A 16407-nucleotide genomic window follows, 5' to 3' on the forward strand; every position below is an offset into this window, starting at 1 on the left:
CCTATATGAGGAGATCTTTCTTGTATGTCGGCTATAAGATGAAGCCAATCAGCATGCCAAGTGCGAACAAAAGGCCATAGAAGGTGTTGGTTTGGCCGGTTGCTTTCATCGCGGGCATCATCTCATGCGGAGCCAGTTTACCCTTAAAGCCTTTGACTGCCTTCACTGCCTTTGGAATACTGAGAAGAACGAGCAATGTCCATGCAGAGGTTATCCCGAGAGCAATTAAGACAAATGCCCAAATATAGGAGATGACAAACATGGAGGCTAAGAGAATGACTGCCTTGTCATGACCAATTAAGATGGCAATTGTCCTGCGGCCGCCTTTTTGGTCTCCGATACGATCACGGATATTATTGGACAGCATAATAGCCCCGACTGTTAAGAAGAATGGCACCGTAATCAGCCAAGCATCATACGTAACGGCTCCAACTTGTATGAAGAAGGAGATGATGATGATTAACGCGCCCATGAAAAAGCCTGATGTCAGCTCGCCTAGTGGCGTGTAGGCAATTGGGAATGGCCCGCCGGTATAGAAATAGCCCATAGACATGGATAAAAGGCCAATTACGACAAGCCACCAGCTGCTGTTGGCGCAAATATAGGCTCCTAGCAGGATGGAAATTCCGTATAAGGATAAAGCCAAAGTCAGAATGGCTTTTGGAGAAATTCCTTCCCGAACGATGCCGCCGCCGATTCCAATGGATTCCTCCGTATCAAGGCCGCGCTTGAAATCGTAATATTCATTGAACAGATTGGTCGCGATTTGGATGAGCAGGGCGGCTGCCAGCATCGCGAAAAATAGCCCCCAGTGAAGAGATTCAACATGCTGATGGGCCAGGGCTGTTCCGACTAATACTGGCGTGAAGCCGGCTGTTAAAGTATGAGGTCTCGTTAATTTCCACCATACACGCCAGTCTTTCTTTCGGTAGTGAATCTTCTCGGTTTTGGTCGAGAGATGTTCCATAATGGTAAACTCCTTTACGCTAAAAATAACTAGGGAACGATGGCAAGGAAACATGATAAACTAATTATAAATTCCATTTAATCTAATAGTTCATATTTGAAGCATTACCCCATCCACTATAATATACTAAAAATAGTGTAGAGAAACGGCGGGGGAAGTGTCAATGTTTTTATAGCGTCTGTTCTCTTTTGGATGGAAGGGCTTTTCTTAGTAGAAATGAAAAGCAAATCATCCTGTTATACAAAAATTGACAGGTTAAAATGTGCGGGTGTATCTTTAAGAAAGCTTATGGATACAGGACCGGGGGGGATTTGAATGGCAATACAGCAAATAACAGATATGAAACATCGATTGGCTGAAACAATGAAGACTGTGAGGCAGACGAAGAAGGCTGTCCTTTTTAGTCATGTGGAAGCTGTGGCCGCTATGAAACCATTGCAAATCTATCAAACTAGCGGTCATTCATATAAAGGAGAACGCTTTTATTGGAGAGATTCTGCAGGTGATCTTGCTCTTTGCGGAATGGGGATTGCTGCAAAGCTCAAGCCTGACCGTATTGGCAGGAACCGTTTTACCCAAGTTCGTGAGCAATGGGAAGCGCTTTTGAGCAAAGCATCGATGAATACCGGCTTACATGAGGCGGCTACAGGACCGCTCTTATTTGGCGGTTTTTCCTTTGTGGAGGGAGAGAAGGCCTCCAGTGGTTTGTGGGAGGACCTCGAAGATTATCTATTTTACTTGCCTCGTTTTTTGCTGACTGAAAGTGCTCATGGAGTTTTTCTTACTTCGACAAAATTAATCACAGATGACTGTGAGGACCATATGATAGAAGAATTTCTAAGAGAAAGAGAACAGCTTTTATCGCTGCCTCCATTAATGGGAGCTTCTATTCCTGCTGTCTCTCAATTTGAAGAGAAGAATGCAGGGCGCTGGAAGAAGTCAATTGAACAGTCTGTGGAGGATATTCGCGCAGGGCTAATGGACAAGATTGTCCTTGCACGTGAATTAGATCTTCACTTTGAAGGAGCAGTACCGAGCGGGACAGTCCTTCAGAATTTAACGGAACAGCAGCCGGCAAGCTTTATCTTTGGATTAGAGTCCGGCAGCTCTTGCTTTCTTGGGGCCTCACCTGAGCGCCTGATCAAGAAAGAGGGTAAACAAGTATTCTCCGCCTGTTTAGCTGGTTCTACGAAAAGGGGCAGTGATGTTCATTCAGATGAACGCTTAGGAATGGAGCTATTGAATGATGAGAAGAATCGGTCTGAGCATGAATTCGTCGTCAGCATGATGAGGAAGGCAATGGAAGAGCAGTGTCTCGATTTGCATATTCCACAGGAACCGATTCTTATGAAGCTGGCGAACATCCAGCATCTTTACACACCTGTTAAAGGAACAGCACTGCCGAAGTCTTCAATCTTGGATTTTGTGGAATTATTGCATCCAACACCAGCGCTCGGCGGATCACCGAGGAAGGTGGCACTGCAGAAGATAGGTGAGTATGAGGAGATGGATCGAGGATTTTACTCTGCTCCTGTTGGATGGATGGATAGGGAAGGAAACGGAGATTTCGCCGTTGGTATCCGCTCTGGTCTTTTGAAGGGGAATCAAGCTTGCCTATTTGCAGGCTGCGGGATTGTCGAAGGCTCAGACCCAGAGAGCGAGTTCACGGAAACGAGAGTGAAATTTAAGCCGATGCTCAATGCTTTAGGAGGATTAACGTTATGAAACATCAAGAGGTTTTAACAGCCTATATTGCATCCTTTGTTGATGAATTGACTGCCTGCGGTGTCAGGGATGTAGTCATTAGCCCCGGCTCAAGGTCTACTCCGGTTGCTTACTGTATGGCAGAGCATGAAGAGATGCGTGTTCATGTAAATATTGATGAACGTTCTGCTGCTTTTTTCGCACTTGGCATGGCCAAGGAGAAAAGGAGCCCTGTCGCAATTTTATGTACGTCAGGAACAGCCGCAGCCAATTATTATCCAGCTATTGTCGAAGCCCATTATGCAAGGGTGCCATTGATTGTTCTTACGGCAGACAGGCCGCATGAATTAAGAGAGATAGGTGCTCCCCAGGCCATTGATCAGCTTCATTTATACGGACAGCATGTGAAATGGTTTGTAGAAATGTCCCTTCCTGATTCAGCAGTATCAATGCTCCATTATGCAAGGACTGTTGCGGCTCGGGCAGCTGGTACTGCGGCTCTCGCACCGGCTGGGCCAGTTCATATCAATATTCCGCTTCGTGAACCGCTGATTCCAAATTTATCAGAGATGAAGAAATGGGTAAGAGCAAGCGAAGAGAGTCGGGCAAGCATTGATGTTCGGCAGGGGAGTGCGATGCTCACGGCTGCACAGTTCGCTGATTGCCTAGAAGTCATTAAACAGTCTAAGCGTGGACTGATTATTTGCGGATCAATAGATCAGCCCGGATTTGATCATGCGGTCTTCCAACTTTCAAGAAAAACCGGTTTTCCGATTATTGCCGATCCTTTATCACAGCTTAGAGGAAGCAGTGAGGGTTCTGAAGAAATAATTGAAACCTATGACACTTTCTTGAAGGATTCGTCTTTATTCGAGCTTCTGAAACCGGATTTAATTATCCGGTTTGGTTCTATGCCGGTTTCTAAGCCGCTGCTCTTATTTATTAAGGCAATGGAGCGGGTTAATCACCTTGTTATTGATGGCGGTTTAGGATGGCGAGAACCGACAGGAATGGGTACACATATGCTGTATTGTGATGAAAGGGCTTTTTGTGAACAAATCTCAGCTGAACTGGAGTTTGATTTCAATCTAGAGTGGCATTCAATGTGGAAAGATACAGACCAGGCCGTAAAACAGCAGCTTCATTACATACATGATGAGACAGTTATTCAGGAGGGCAAGCTTTTCGCTAAGCTTAACAGCTTACTGCCGCATGGAGCGAATTTAGTGGTGGGAAACAGCATGCCGATAAGAAATGTAGATACGTTCTTCCATGATTCTCATAAAGAGATCCGTATTTTTGCCAATAGGGGTGCCAATGGAATTGATGGAACAGTTTCCACGGCTCTTGGTATTGCTGCATCATCAGATAGGCCTACGGTGCTGACTCTTGGAGATTTAAGTTTTTTCCATGATATGAATGGGTTTCTTGCCGCAAAGATGTATGGATTAAACCTTCTCGTACTTGTCATCAATAATGACGGGGGAGGCATATTCTCCTTCTTGCCGCAGGCAGAGGAGGAACGGCACTTTGAAGAACTATTTGGCACTCCTCATGGGCTGAGCTTTGAACATACGGCTGCTTTATATGGTGCCGGCTATGTTTGTCCAGCGACATGGGAGGAAGTAGATGAAGCCCTTCACAGCTGGTCGGAAAGTCCAGATTTCCGCATTGTAGAGATGAAGACAAATCGACAACATGATGTAGATGCCTATCGGGAATTGGTGAAAGGTGTTTCCCGGGAAATAAGAGTGCTGCATCATGTTGATTGAGCGTTTCATTCCAATCAACGGTAGCACTTATCATATCCGGATAATTGGGATAGGTGAACCGGTACTGCTGCTCCATGGCTTTACTGGAAGCAGCCATACATGGGACGAACTTATGGAAACGTACAAGGATATGTACCGCTTCATTGCGGTGGACCTGCTCGGTCATGGGAAAACAAGTGCGCCTAATTGTCATGAGAGATACAGGATGGAGGAGGCAGCGGATGATTTAAGAGCAATCCTCGATGATCTTGGTCTGACTAGAGTGCATGTGCTTGGTTATTCGATGGGAGGAAGGTTGGCACTTGGGTTTGCTGTCCGTTTCCCAGAATATGTGATGAGTCTCACCCTTGAGAGTTCCTCTCCAGGTCTTCCTTCTGCCATTGAGCAGGAGGACCGTCGAAAGAAGGATGCTGCATTGGCTGCCAGGATTGAAGAGATAGGCGTAGAGAGGTTTGCGGATGAATGGAGCCGGATTCCTCTCTTTGCTACACAAGAGACATTGCCAAAAGAAATAAAGGACCGAGTGAGGGAAGAGCGGGTATCCCAAAGGGCAGCAGGTCTAGCCGGAAGTCTGCTGGGAATGGGAACTGGATCTCAGCCTTCCTGCTGGGGAGAGCTGGCGGGGCTGCAAATGCCCGTTCAGCTTCTTGCTGGCGAGCTTGACTCGAAATTCGTGCGCATAGCTAAACAAATGGCCGATGCGCTGCCTTTTCCACAAATTTCGATAATTGAGGGTGCCGGTCATGCAATTCACGTGGAGAAACCGGCGGAATTTGGTAGAATAGTAGTTGACTATTTAAAAAGGAGGAAATATGATGGCGATTGAATGGGTTCCAATTCGTACATACGATGAAATTCTCTATGAAAAATATAATGGGATTGCCAAAATTACAATCAACAGGCCTGAGGTCAGAAATGCATTCACACCTAAAACGGTGATGGAGCTGATTGATGCTTTCTCTCGTGCCCGCGATGATAAAGAAATTGGGGTTATTATTCTTACAGGAGCTGGAGACTTAGCCTTCTGTTCAGGCGGAGACCAAAAGGTCAGAGGACATGGCGGATATGTCGGTGATGACGAAATCCCTCGCTTGAACGTGCTGGATCTTCAACGTTTGATTCGTGTTATTCCAAAACCGGTCGTGGCCATGGTTGCCGGCTATGCAATCGGCGGCGGACATGTACTGCATGTGGTCTGTGACTTAACAATCGCGGCAGAAAACGCTCGCTTCGGCCAAACTGGCCCGAATGTCGGAAGCTTTGATGCCGGCTATGGTGCAGGCTACTTGGCACGAATCGTCGGACATAAGAAAGCGAAGGAAATCTGGTACCTATGCCGACAATATGATGCACAGGAAGCGCTTGAAATGGGGCTTGTCAACAAAGTAGTGCCTCTTGAAGAATTAGAAAAGGAAACAGTAGAGTGGTGCGAAATCATGCTTGAGAAGAGTCCAACTGCTCTTCGATTCCTTAAAGCATCCTTCAATGCAGATACAGACGGTCTTGCAGGCTTACAGCAATTAGCAGGAGATGCAACCTTGCTTTACTACACAACGGATGAAGCAAAAGAAGGACGAGATGCCTTTAAGGAGAAACGGAAACCAGACTTTGGCCAATTCCCAAGATTCCCTTGATTTTATACAAACAGCTTGACGTGTCATTTCGTCAGGCTGTTTCCATTTTTGCAGATTGAAAAAGGTGAGGATATGTTTATACAAGGAAAATCATCAATACCGCAATTTCTCAGCCAACGTGCATCTTTGACTCCGAACAGAGCTGCCTTGTTCTTTGAGGGGAGTGTCTGGACCTTTGAGGAGCTTAAAAATATGTCTCTCTTATATGCCAAAAGGCTGACGGGATTGGGCATCATGCGCGGACAGTGCGTGGCCATCCAAATGAATAATAGTGCTGAGATGGTTTTTATTATTCATGGTCTAATGCTGATTGGCACTCAAACGCTTCTGCTGAATGGAAGGTTGACCGACCATGAGCGTGAGTGGCAGCTCCAGGATGCAGATGCAGCCTTCCTGATTACAGATAGGGAAACGGAAAGCGAGACCAGCATCATTGCGTTGAACACGTTAAGGGAGACGGAGCCGCAGCCTTTTCCTATTATCAAAGAAATGAATCTCAATGAAACAGCGACCATTATGTATACATCCGGGACAACGGGAAAGGCAAAGGCTGTTAGGCAAACCTATGGCAACCACCTATCCAGTGCTTTCGGATCCATGCTTAATCTCGGACTTAGAGAGAATGACAAATGGTTGTGTGCGATGCCGTTATTTCATATCAGCGGGTTATCTATTCTGCTGCGTTCCGTCATCTATGGCAGTGCAGTTGTCCTTCACAGGCATTTTGACCCGAAGCTTGCGAATCAGGAGATTTTGACTGAAGGTGTGACCATTATGTCAATTGTGTCTACGATGCTGAGCCGTATGCTGGATGATTTGAACGAGGCTGAATATCCTGCATCCTTTTATGGCATGCTCTTAGGCGGGGGACCGGCACCTATGCCATTGCTTGAACGTACGGCAGAAAAGAACATCCGAGTATTCCAGACATATGGGATGACGGAGACCTCCTCTCAGATTGCGACTCTTGCCCCGGAGGATGCTTTAAGGAAGCTTGGTTCTGCCGGTAAGCCTTTATTCCCGTGTGAGATTTCCATTTGGAAGGATGGCCGGGAAGCAGACCCACATGAACCTGGAGAAATTCGGGTTAAAGGGCCGAATGTGACGCCGGGTTATCTTCATGACAGAGGGAAAGAGTCATTTGCTGGCGGCTGGTTCCATACAGGTGACCTTGGCTATTTGGATGAGGAGGGCTATTTATACATGCTTGACCGCCGTTCTGATTTAATTATCTCCGGCGGGGAGAATGTGTATCCAGCAGAGGTTGAATCTGTGTTAAGTGCTCATCCCGTTGTCAAAGAAGCAGGTGTAATAGGACTAAATGATGACGTATGGGGTGCCGTACCAGGTGCTGCTCTTGTATTGCAGGAAGGGGCTGTATTCAATAAGGAGGAAATCCTTCAATTCTGCACGGAAAGGCTTGCCAAGTACAAGATTCCCAAGCATTTTATTGTTATGAACGAGCTTCCCCGCAATGCTTCAAATAAGCTTGTACGAAAGGAATTAACTAAATATTTCCTGTGAATTCAGAAAATTAGGTGAAGGACTTATTCTTTTCAGTCTTGATTTCCAGTATAATAATAAAAAAGACTTGAGAAGGCGGGGAGAAAATGGCTCGTTCGAAAAAGCAATATTTGATTGCTGAGATTCTATTGCGGCGCGGACTTCCATTATCAGTGATAACCGCGATTACCAACATTGCTGAAAAAGAAGTGGCAACCTTATTAAAGGAAATTAAATGAATGAGAGCGCCTTATTGAAGGCGCTTTCATTTTTTGTATCAGAAATAAAAAGACTCATCCTCCCGCAGATAGATGAGCCTAATGGTGAATCATTATGGTTAGCTATGCTGACGGATCAGATTCGTCAACCGGCTGCTGAGTGACGGTAAGTCCCCTTTGTCATACGTAAATCGTACAAAGCTCTCATCAAGACCGAGTCCCTCAAAGATGCCAAAGCCTCTTGCTCTTCTGTCAATCTGCAAAAGTACTTCAATTTCATCTCTTGAAACATAAAAGATGGCCTCTAGTTCATCAAGCTTGGAGCGGAATTCACCGCTGATTGGTTTAAACTCAAATTCCTGCACGAATGGGAATCGCTTCCGAACGGATGCGGATGCCTTTTTGCATTCGACCTCGCGCAGACGGAACCCTAATTGATTAACAGTCTGCAGGAATTCAAGGACGAGCGGATGCGGGTTGATGTCGATATAATCCTGGTCCTGAGGGTCAACGGCATTTTTAATATCTAATCCTGTCTGAATCCATGCCCGCGTTCTTCCCTTGGTGATTGGAACATCGAACGGCAGCTGAAAGGAGAAAGGAATCTCCTTTACTTCATCTGGCTGTATGAGAAACGCTTCAGATAATTGATACTTTTCGATCTCAGCTTTCTGAGTGTATTTATGGTCATCCTTCTCCACCTCGTACGTAGCCATTAGCGACAAATAGAGGCGGTCAATCTGCTGTTCCGTTTTTCCCCCTTTGATGACAATCTTACCGGCTAGTTCTTCCCCAACTGTATAACTTGTTTGATACAATTGCGTATCGACCTTGGCAGCTCCAATCCCAATCGAACTCAGCATCTTATTTAGCATCACTCAACTTCTCCCTTTTTGAAAAAGTATATATTTTGAATTTATTATATAATCTTCCTTGTCTTAATACTAGTTAAAATGTCCTGTTTTCATTATAAAAAGAGGCCTCTCTGAAAGAAGCCCCTTGAATTTAAAGGATATCATTTGATGGACGGAATGTCTTACAACCGGTATCGCCGCTTTTATAAGCACGCTCCTCGGAATAGGTATTCACTTGAATCTTTTCGGCTGCGCATTTATTGCCTGCCTTCCAAAAATGGCATGAATCCACGGAACATTTGACTCCATTTGGCATCATCAATCTCCTCCTTTGGCATTAGGATGCGGCCGGAGAGAAGTTTTATGAGCAGAAAAAACTGGACAAAACATCAAAAAAGCGGAAGCACCTAGCTTCCGCTTCTGTTTAATTTAAAGCTGTCTTTAATGACTTGAGATTATCTTCCATGATAGAGAAATAATCACGATTGTCATTGAGATCATCCTGTGTCAGTGTAGCTAAATTATGAATCGGGAGAGATGTCAAATCAGCCTCATTTTTGATGACATCTGTCAATTTGCTGCTGACATTCTGCTCGACGAGAATATAGGTTAAATCATGATCTTCAGCTGTATCCACAAGATTTTGCAAGGATTTTTGGCTTGGCTCCTCTGATGTGGAAATACCAGAGACACTGATTTGATCAAGGCCGTATCGCTCTGCCCAATAACCAAATGCTGCATGGGAAACCAAGAATTCTGAGTGCTTGGCGTTTGTAGTAGCTGCAGCAAATTCTTCATTCAAATTGTCCAGTTTCTTGGCTAAAGTCTGATAGTTTTCTTCGAATACACCACTTTGCTCTGGGAGCTTCTCAGAAAGGGAATCCTTGATTAGTTCCGCCATTTCCTTTGCATAGACCGGGTCTATCCAAAGGTGCGGGTCTACGGAGCCATGATCGTGTCCATCGTCTGCTTCTTCCTCGTGGTCATGGCCCTCTTCCTCGTGGTCATGGTCCTCCTCCTCGATATGAACATCCTCGCCAATGGCAACCATCTCTACATCTTCGTTCTTTAAGGTTTTCTCAGCGCTTGTGACGAAGCCCTCGAGGTTATAGCCGATATAATAGAATAGGTCAGCTTCTGCGATATTAATGATGTCCTTTTGAGTCGGTTCAAAGGTATGCTCATCTACTCCGGCTGGATAGATAGAGCTGACATTCACATATTCGCCGCCAATCTGCTCAGTAAAATATTGGAGCGGGTAAACGGTGGTGTAGATTGTTAATGCAGAATCGTCTTTTTTAGTTTCGGATGAGGATGAACCGCAGCCAGCTAAGAAGACGGATACTGTAAGAATTAGTGCAAATGCAAATGTTAGCTTACGCAAAGCTATAGCCTCCTTTTTATCTTAATCGTACTGATTACGATTTAAATGGCATAAAAATAAATCGAAACGATTTCGATTTGACATATGGCTATCATACAGTGGTTTTTTTGATAAATCAAGTGTTTTTATCATCCTTTGTTTTTTTCTCAGGGACGGGGTCAAATCCGCCTGGATGGAATGGATGACATTTTGATATCCGTTTAATCGTCAGCCAAGTTCCTTTCAATGCGCCAAAACGTTCTATTGCCTCCAGCCCATAAGTGGAGCAGGTTGGGTAGAAACGGCAGCTTGGCGGTTTCAGGGGGGAGATGCCGACTCGGTAAAAATGAATGATCTTCAAAAGAATCTTTTTCATGTTTAATAACTTCTTTCATTTTTTGATTTGTTCCACCATATGATAAAGTTTTTTGCTTGAAACATCAAATTTTAGAGATGAAATATAGTCAGGGAAGAGGTAGAATGAAAGGAGTAAAAAAGGAGGTCATCATCATATGCCATCTGTAGAAAGCTTTGAATTGGACCATAATGCGGTAAAAGCCCCCTATGTACGTCATTGCGGTGTTCATAAGGTAGGGAGCGACGGTGTTGTCAATAAGTTTGATATTCGTTTCTGCCAGCCAAATAAGCAGGCGATGAAGCCGGATGCGATTCATACATTAGAACATTTGCTTGCCTTTAATATCCGTAAGTATGCGGAGGATTACACGCATTTCGATATTATCGATATCTCGCCAATGGGATGCCAGACCGGGTTTTATCTTGTGGTGAGCGGGGAGCCGACGGTTGAGGAAATCATTGATGTCCTTGATAAAACGATGAAGGAAGCGGTGGAGATTACCGAGATTCCAGCCGCTAACGAGAAACAATGCGGTCAGGCTAAATTGCATGATCTTGAGGGCGCAAAGAAATTAATGAATTTCTGGCTCAAACAATCAAAGGAAGAATTGAAGCAAGTATTTGCCTGATTTTTAAAGGAGGAGTGATTCCTCCTTTTTTATTTTTCCTCAGAAGGCCTTTTTTCTTGGATGTTAGGGTTATTCTCGATGGGGTCAATTGTATGTTTGTATCCATATGCTTTGGTGGTGACCATGGCCGTAACAGCGATTACGGCTACGATAATAATGGCACTTACGAGAAATACGATGTACATCATTCCCATTCATTATCCTCCTAAAAGACGCAGATAAGGCTAGTATAACATTTTTTGAGAACAACGAAAAAAAACCTCCTTTAGTCAGGAAGGTTCGGCTATGTATGCATGCCAATCAATGGAGAAATTTTGAAGGGTCTTGGTCGAATGTATCATTCGCAAAGCGCCTCTTCAGGCTGTCAGTTAAATAAAGCCCCATTAAATTATATAGTTCACGATCCTCAAGCTCTGAAATCAATTGCAGAACATCATTGCGGTCTAATTGCTCTAAAACGGCAAGGGCCAATACATCGATGTCTTCATCATCCCCGGTCAGCTTATCACGGTACAGCTGGTATAGTTCATCAATGAAATTCATTCTTTAAACTCCTTTCCAATTATTTTCTCTATCCATATAGTATTTGTTTACCCCAACATGAATAAGTCTACTCTTGAAAAACAAGAAATATTGTAAATGTATGCGTCGAATAAGGGGGAATCCCGATGGAATGCTATAATTTTATGTAGGAAAAGCAGGAAAGAACACTCTTGATGAGGAGGTGGTATGAGATGAAGAGGTTTTATGATTATTATGATAATCAAGTGCAGTGGAATGATAAGCAAGGTTTATTCGGGCAAGCGGCAGCCCATGTATTAGTCATTTGTTCCTATCAAGGCAAGTGGCTGCTGACGAAGCATCCAAAGCGAGGAATTGAGTTTCCAGGAGGAAAGGTTGAAGAAAATGAAACCCCTGTTCAGGCAGCAGTGCGTGAAGTGAATGAAGAAACAGGGGGAATCGCGGGAGATATGATCCCTCTTGGTGAATATAAGGTGGAGAGTGAGCCATCGTCTATCATTAAGGCGGTTTACTATGCAGATATTGTCCGGCTGGAGGATAAAGGAAGCTATATGGAAACGGACGGCCCCCTCTTAGTTGATCGATTGCCGGACAATTATCAAACAAGCTCTGACTATAGCTTTATCATGAAAGACAAAGTTGTTCCCTATGCATTGGACCGATTAGCTGCAATCAATGATGCTGGTCACGAATAAGCTTTGATTCCAGAAATTCAACGAATTTATACATAACGGTGGCAAAGACCGCGATGACAAGCAAGGCCATGAGCACAAGGGTGAAATTAAAAACCTGGAACCCGTAGATGATTAAATATCCGAGTCCCTCGGAGCTGACCAGGAATTCTCCTACAATGACGCCGACCCAGGCAAGGCCGACATTGACCTTTAGCGTAGATATGATAACTGGCAGGGAATAGGGGAGGACAGCTTCCATAAAGATACGGCCCCGCCCAGCCTTAAAGGTTTGCAGCACCTTTATATAATTCGGATCAATCTCTCTAAAGCTCGTATACACGACAATGGTTGTGATAATGACAGAGATGATAATCCCGTTTGCGATGATAGATGTCATACCCGGGCCCATAGCCACGATTATAATGGGACCGAGAGCGACCTTTGGCATCGCATTAAAGATAACAAGATACGGGTCCAGAACCTTGGAGAGAAGCGGTGACCACCAGAGTGCAGCAGCCAGCATCGTGCCAAGCAGTGTGCCGAGAATGAAGCTGACAACCGTTTCAAATAAGGTGAGACCGGAATGAATAGCCAGACTCCCATCCTGAATCTTTTCAATCAGCATTTTGACGACTTTTGATGGAGCAGAGAAAAGAAGCGGATCAATCCAGAGAAGACGGCTCGCCGTCTCCCATAGAGCAAAGAAGAGTACGAATAGTATTCCTTGGTAGCCCCATACTTGGCGCTGTGATTTCTTCAATTGCTGGAGATAGCCGCGATGAAGGGCTTGCACTTTCTGTTCATCAGGCATATTGCTCCATCTCCTTCCAGATGGCTTGGAATACTTCATTGTAATCCGGGTGATTCCTGGCTGTGAATGGGGAGAGATTCCTTACTTCCTCCGGGACAATAAATTCCTTATGAATTTTGCCGGGATGGGGTGAAAGCAGGAAAATACGGTCGCTCATGGCAACGGCCTCCCCGATATCATGGGTGACGAGAATCGCTGTTTTCCCAAATGACTTTAAGGTTGATGAGACCAGGTCCTCTAATTTCAGCTTTGTTTGGAAGTCAAGAGCAGAGAAGGGTTCGTCGAGTAATAAAAGAGTCGGATTTGTGGCGAGTGTACGTACGAGTGCGACCCGCTGCCGCATACCGCCTGAAAGCTCGCGTGGGAATTTCCCTAACACATCGCCGAGCCCGATTTGCTCGAGTAAAGAAAGGGCACTGGCCTCATGCTCATCGTCTAGCTTCTTTAACAGCTTAGGACCAATCAGGATATTTTCCTTAATAGTCTTCCATGGAAAGAGATAATCCTGCTGAAGCATGTAGCCAATATCCTCTCGGCTCTCTAAGACATTATGGCCTGAGATGGTTACTGAGCCCTCTGTAGGCTTCATCAGACCCGAAACAATGGAGAGCAAGGTAGTTTTACCGCAGCCGCTTGGGCCGAGAAGAGAAATGAATTCTCCCTTCTCGACGCTTAACGTAATGTCTTCAAGTGCAGCTGCAGCTTCATTTTTGGATAAATAGAGGTGTGAGACATTTTTAATTTGGAGTAAAGGCATAGTGCTATATTCTCCTTTGTTATTTGGAGACCTCTTCGGCGAAGGAGGTATCCACTAATGTTTGGTGGTCAATTTGTGATTCGATTTCTCCAGCTTCCTTCATGATATCCTGAAGATTTGCCCATTCTTCCTTATCAAGGATGGGATCGAGGGCAAACGATTCCTGCGCCTTATAACGCTCAACCGCTAAAGTGATGATGGATGTATCGGTGTCCTCGAAATAAGGTGAAATAATCTTGGCGACCTCAGCTGAATCAGTTTCTTGCACCCATTGTTGAGCTTTATAGATGGCCCGTGTGAATTTTTCAATCGTATCTTGGTTATCTTTTATATAACTCTGTTTAGCCATGAAGGTGGTATAAGGAATATGGCCTGATTCTTGGCCGAATGAGGCAACGATATACCCTTTGCCTTCTTTCTCGAACATGCTTGCCTGGGGTTCGAATAGCTGGACGAATTCACCTGTACCTGATGAGAAGGCACTCGCGATATTGGCAAAGTCGATATTCTGGATTAAATCCAAGTCCTTCTGTGGGTCGATTCCATGCTTCTTCAATACGAACTCGCCGACCATTTGCGGCATCCCGCCTTTTCGCTGGCCTAAGAAGGTACTGTCCTTCAGCATATCCCAGTTGAAATCCTTGATTTCTTTTCTTGAGATTAAAAAGGTGCCGTCTGTTTGGGTAAGCTGGGCAAAATTAATGACCGGATCTCGTGATTCTTGGGCATGCACATAGATGGATGTCTCTGAGCCGACTAGCGCGACATCAGCTCCTCCTGATAATAGGGCTGTCATGGTTTTATCACCGCCCCAGGTAGTCTGCAGGTCGACTTTAAGGCCTTCTTTTGTAAAGAAGCCTTTCTCAAGGGCGACATATTGCGGAGCGTAGAAAATGGAGCGGGTTACCTCTGCCACGCGGACTGGTTTCAATGCTTTCTCTTTATCATCCCCGCTGTCTTTGCAGGCAGCTAAACTAAAGAGAAGAACGAACGATAACAAGCAGAATAGGCTGGTTTTAAGCTTGTTCTTCAAGGGAAATTCCTCCTTAACGGGCAATATGTATGCCGTTGGTTTAATACTTGCATTGTATGTATACCGGAAAAAATGTGTGATTGCCTATAAATGAAAGGAGTGAGGAAGAGTGGAACAAACATCCTCTAAGCTTGGACAAATCGTCAAAAAAACACGATACCCTTCCCCGCATCCAAGGATTTCTTTATATATGGTGACCTATCTCTCGAATGGCTTGACGGTGAAAGGACTGTTGGCAGAACCAAAGGATGCTGGAATACATGATGGTTTTCTATACCTGCGAGGCGGGATCAAGAATGTCGGCACCGTCAGACCGAGCAGAATCATCCAGTTCGCCTCTCAGGGATTTGTTGTGTTCGCTCCCTTTTACCGAGGGAATCAGGGAGGGGAGGGAGATGAGGATTTTGCTTTGGAGGACCGCTTTGATGCGATTGCCGGCTTTGAATTATTGAAGAGGCATCCAATGGTTAATCCAGAGCGGATTCACCTATTTGGTTTCTCACGAGGAGGAATTATGGCTCTTTGGGCAGCTATTGGCTGTCCGGAGGCTGCCTCCCTTGTCACGTGGGGAGGAGTATCAGATATGGTGCTTACTTATAAGGAGCGGATTGATCTTCGAAGAATGCTCAAGCGGGTCATTGGGGGAAGCCCGATGAAGTATCCGGCTGCCTATAAAGCACGTACGCCTCTCTATGAGATAGAGAGAATCGCTTGTAAGGTACTGATTATTCATGGCGAGGAAGATAAGAATGTCTCCATTCAGCATGCAGTGATGCTTGAGGAGCGGTTGAGAGAGGCAGGTAAAGAAGTGGAAACATGGTATTTTCCCGGATTTACCCATTACTTTCCACCGGAAATAAACCGTCAAATTGTACGTGATCTGACGAAATGGATGAAAGAAACGGCTTCCAATGGTACGATGGTAAATAAGTAGATCAAACGAGGGAGTTGAATAATGTGGGCATGCCAATGGAGATGAATACCCTCATTGTGACGAAATCTAATGAGAAGCGTGTTCAGGAAAATCTCTTCACATTACAAAAGGATGGATATCGATTATATCCAATTGATATTCCGATTGAAATTCGGACAACGCTTGAAGGAGACACAAGAGGAACAGCATTGATCAAGAAGGTAGAATGGGAGAACGCTAAGACAACGATAACCTATCAGCTTATCTCCTTAAATTCCAGCAACTAAGAAGCTAAAAGGCAGACAGAAGGCATATGCACTGTGTGCCTTTTTTGATTTTCCTAGCGATAAAGGGGGAGACAGAATGGATTTTCAGATTGGTATTTTTGTGTATGATTATGAATTTCACCGTGATGACACGGTTAGTCAGCTGTCTCTGATAAGTATCTTGGAATCAGGCTGTAAGGAGGCGGCCCTCCGTAATTTGAAGACACAAGTGGATGATAGTTTTTTGGACGGAGAGATATCTTTCTGGATTCGAGGAGAGCGGTTTGGCGGTATGAGCTATGCTACGACCTCTCTCTTGACGACGTGTGAGACCTTGATTCGGTTCAAGGATTATGAGAAAGATGGAGGGGCAAATATTATTTTTCTGGATTAATCAACGGATTTCTTTATTCTGCTAAATGAGCAGGAC

General features: G+C 44.8%; 21 protein-coding genes. 11 read left to right on the forward strand and 10 right to left on the reverse strand.

The window, feature by feature from the left end:
- Window positions 1-31: 31 nt before the first annotated feature.
- Entirely contained in the window at window positions 32-967 is a 936-nt protein-coding gene (locus ACI35L_RS14670) for a 1,4-dihydroxy-2-naphthoate polyprenyltransferase (RefSeq protein ID WP_049669788.1), read from the reverse strand.
- A gap of 315 nt (window positions 968-1282) precedes the next feature.
- On the opposite strand from ACI35L_RS14670, the gene ACI35L_RS14675 reads away from it, so the two are divergent.
- The 6 genes from ACI35L_RS14675 to ACI35L_RS14700 all read left to right on the forward strand — a co-directional run bounded on the left by ACI35L_RS14675 (window position 1283) and on the right by ACI35L_RS14700 (window position 7819).
- A complete protein-coding gene (locus tag ACI35L_RS14675; protein ID WP_049669789.1) occupies window positions 1283-2692 on the forward strand; it encodes an isochorismate synthase in 1410 nt (469 codons plus the stop codon).
- Window positions 2689-4443, forward strand: a complete 1755-nt coding sequence (gene menD / locus ACI35L_RS14680; protein ID WP_049669790.1) for a 2-succinyl-5-enolpyruvyl-6-hydroxy-3-cyclohexene-1-carboxylic-acid synthase — start codon at window positions 2689-2691, stop codon at window positions 4441-4443. Before ACI35L_RS14675 ends, menD begins: the two co-directional genes overlap by 4 nt.
- Window positions 4433-5269 (forward strand): 2-succinyl-6-hydroxy-2,4-cyclohexadiene-1-carboxylate synthase, encoded by an 837-nt coding sequence (menH, locus tag ACI35L_RS14685; protein ID WP_439803182.1) that lies wholly within the window; start codon window positions 4433-4435, stop codon window positions 5267-5269. The genes menD and menH overlap by 11 nt, the downstream gene beginning before the upstream one ends.
- Window positions 5259-6077, forward strand: a complete 819-nt coding sequence (gene menB, locus ACI35L_RS14690; protein ID WP_439803190.1) for a 1,4-dihydroxy-2-naphthoyl-CoA synthase — start codon at window positions 5259-5261, stop codon at window positions 6075-6077. Before menH ends, menB begins: the two co-directional genes overlap by 11 nt.
- A gap of 72 nt (window positions 6078-6149) precedes the next feature.
- A complete protein-coding gene (locus tag ACI35L_RS14695; protein WP_049672767.1) occupies window positions 6150-7601 on the forward strand; it encodes an o-succinylbenzoate--CoA ligase in 1452 nt (483 codons plus the stop codon).
- Window positions 7602-7687: 86 nt separating this feature from the next.
- Window positions 7688-7819 carry a hypothetical protein gene (locus ACI35L_RS14700; protein WP_269431770.1) on the forward strand — a complete coding sequence of 44 codons (132 nt, stop codon included), beginning with the start codon at window positions 7688-7690 and terminating at the stop codon, window positions 7817-7819.
- A 98-nt stretch (window positions 7820-7917) separates the two neighbouring features.
- Here ACI35L_RS14700 and ACI35L_RS14705 read toward each other — a convergent pair whose 3' ends face one another.
- The 4 genes from ACI35L_RS14705 to yidD all read right to left on the reverse strand — a co-directional run bounded on the left by ACI35L_RS14705 (window position 7918) and on the right by yidD (window position 10391).
- A complete protein-coding gene (locus ACI35L_RS14705; protein ID WP_049669792.1) occupies window positions 7918-8673 on the reverse strand; it encodes a sporulation protein in 756 nt (251 codons plus the stop codon).
- 130 nt (window positions 8674-8803) lie between these two features.
- On the reverse strand, window positions 8804-8971 hold the full coding sequence (locus tag ACI35L_RS14710; protein WP_231589471.1) for a DUF1540 domain-containing protein: 168 nt from the start codon (window positions 8969-8971) through the stop codon (window positions 8804-8806).
- Window positions 8972-9076: 105 nt separating this feature from the next.
- Window positions 9077-10036 (reverse strand): metal ABC transporter solute-binding protein, Zn/Mn family, encoded by a 960-nt coding sequence (locus ACI35L_RS14715; RefSeq protein ID WP_049669793.1) that lies wholly within the window; start codon window positions 10034-10036, stop codon window positions 9077-9079.
- Between the two features lie 115 nt (window positions 10037-10151).
- Window positions 10152-10391 carry a membrane protein insertion efficiency factor YidD gene (gene yidD, locus ACI35L_RS14720; RefSeq protein WP_049669794.1) on the reverse strand — a complete coding sequence of 80 codons (240 nt, stop codon included), beginning with the start codon at window positions 10389-10391 and terminating at the stop codon, window positions 10152-10154.
- Between the two features lie 136 nt (window positions 10392-10527).
- Between yidD and ACI35L_RS14725 the strand changes: the two genes are divergently transcribed.
- Entirely contained in the window at window positions 10528-11001 is a 474-nt protein-coding gene (locus tag ACI35L_RS14725) for an S-ribosylhomocysteine lyase (RefSeq protein ID WP_049669795.1), read from the forward strand.
- Window positions 11002-11030: 29 nt separating this feature from the next.
- Here ACI35L_RS14725 and ytzI read toward each other — a convergent pair whose 3' ends face one another.
- Complete coding sequence (gene ytzI / locus ACI35L_RS14730; protein WP_231589472.1) at window positions 11031-11195, reverse strand: YtzI protein; 165 nt, start codon at window positions 11193-11195, stop codon at window positions 11031-11033.
- A gap of 106 nt (window positions 11196-11301) precedes the next feature.
- Complete coding sequence (locus tag ACI35L_RS14735) at window positions 11302-11544, reverse strand: DUF6154 family protein (protein ID WP_439803183.1); 243 nt, start codon at window positions 11542-11544, stop codon at window positions 11302-11304.
- 191 nt (window positions 11545-11735) lie between these two features.
- Here ACI35L_RS14735 and ytkD point away from each other — a divergent pair, with 191 nt between their 5' ends.
- Window positions 11736-12218 (forward strand): RNA deprotection pyrophosphohydrolase, encoded by a 483-nt coding sequence (gene ytkD, locus ACI35L_RS14740; RefSeq protein ID WP_049669797.1) that lies wholly within the window; start codon window positions 11736-11738, stop codon window positions 12216-12218.
- Here the strand turns inward: ytkD and ACI35L_RS14745 are convergent.
- From ACI35L_RS14745 to ACI35L_RS14755, 3 genes are read right to left on the reverse strand one after another with little or no spacing between them, the layout of a single operon-like run.
- Window positions 12196-13008 (reverse strand): ABC transporter permease, encoded by an 813-nt coding sequence (locus tag ACI35L_RS14745; protein WP_049669798.1) that lies wholly within the window; start codon window positions 13006-13008, stop codon window positions 12196-12198. The genes ytkD and ACI35L_RS14745 overlap by 23 nt on opposite strands.
- Window positions 13001-13765 (reverse strand): ABC transporter ATP-binding protein, encoded by a 765-nt coding sequence (locus tag ACI35L_RS14750; protein WP_049669799.1) that lies wholly within the window; start codon window positions 13763-13765, stop codon window positions 13001-13003. Before ACI35L_RS14750 ends, ACI35L_RS14745 begins: the two co-directional genes overlap by 8 nt.
- A gap of 19 nt (window positions 13766-13784) precedes the next feature.
- Window positions 13785-14798: an ABC transporter substrate-binding protein gene (locus ACI35L_RS14755; protein ID WP_439803184.1), complete on the reverse strand. Its 1014-nt coding sequence runs from the start codon at window positions 14796-14798 to the stop codon at window positions 13785-13787.
- A gap of 190 nt (window positions 14799-14988) precedes the next feature.
- On the opposite strand from ACI35L_RS14755, the gene ACI35L_RS14760 reads away from it, so the two are divergent.
- The 3 genes from ACI35L_RS14760 to ACI35L_RS14770 all read left to right on the forward strand — a co-directional run bounded on the left by ACI35L_RS14760 (window position 14989) and on the right by ACI35L_RS14770 (window position 16371).
- Entirely contained in the window at window positions 14989-15732 is a 744-nt protein-coding gene (locus ACI35L_RS14760; protein ID WP_082197236.1) for an alpha/beta hydrolase family protein, read from the forward strand.
- 23 nt (window positions 15733-15755) lie between these two features.
- Window positions 15756-15998 (forward strand): DUF2584 domain-containing protein, encoded by a 243-nt coding sequence (locus ACI35L_RS14765; protein WP_049669802.1) that lies wholly within the window; start codon window positions 15756-15758, stop codon window positions 15996-15998.
- A 76-nt stretch (window positions 15999-16074) separates the two neighbouring features.
- Window positions 16075-16371 (forward strand): hypothetical protein, encoded by a 297-nt coding sequence (locus tag ACI35L_RS14770; protein ID WP_439803185.1) that lies wholly within the window; start codon window positions 16075-16077, stop codon window positions 16369-16371.
- Window positions 16372-16407: the final 36 nt, after the last annotated feature.

The organism is Pradoshia sp. (genome assembly GCF_051873915.1).
Taxonomy (GTDB): Bacteria; Bacillota; Bacilli; order Bacillales; family Pradoshiaceae; genus Pradoshia.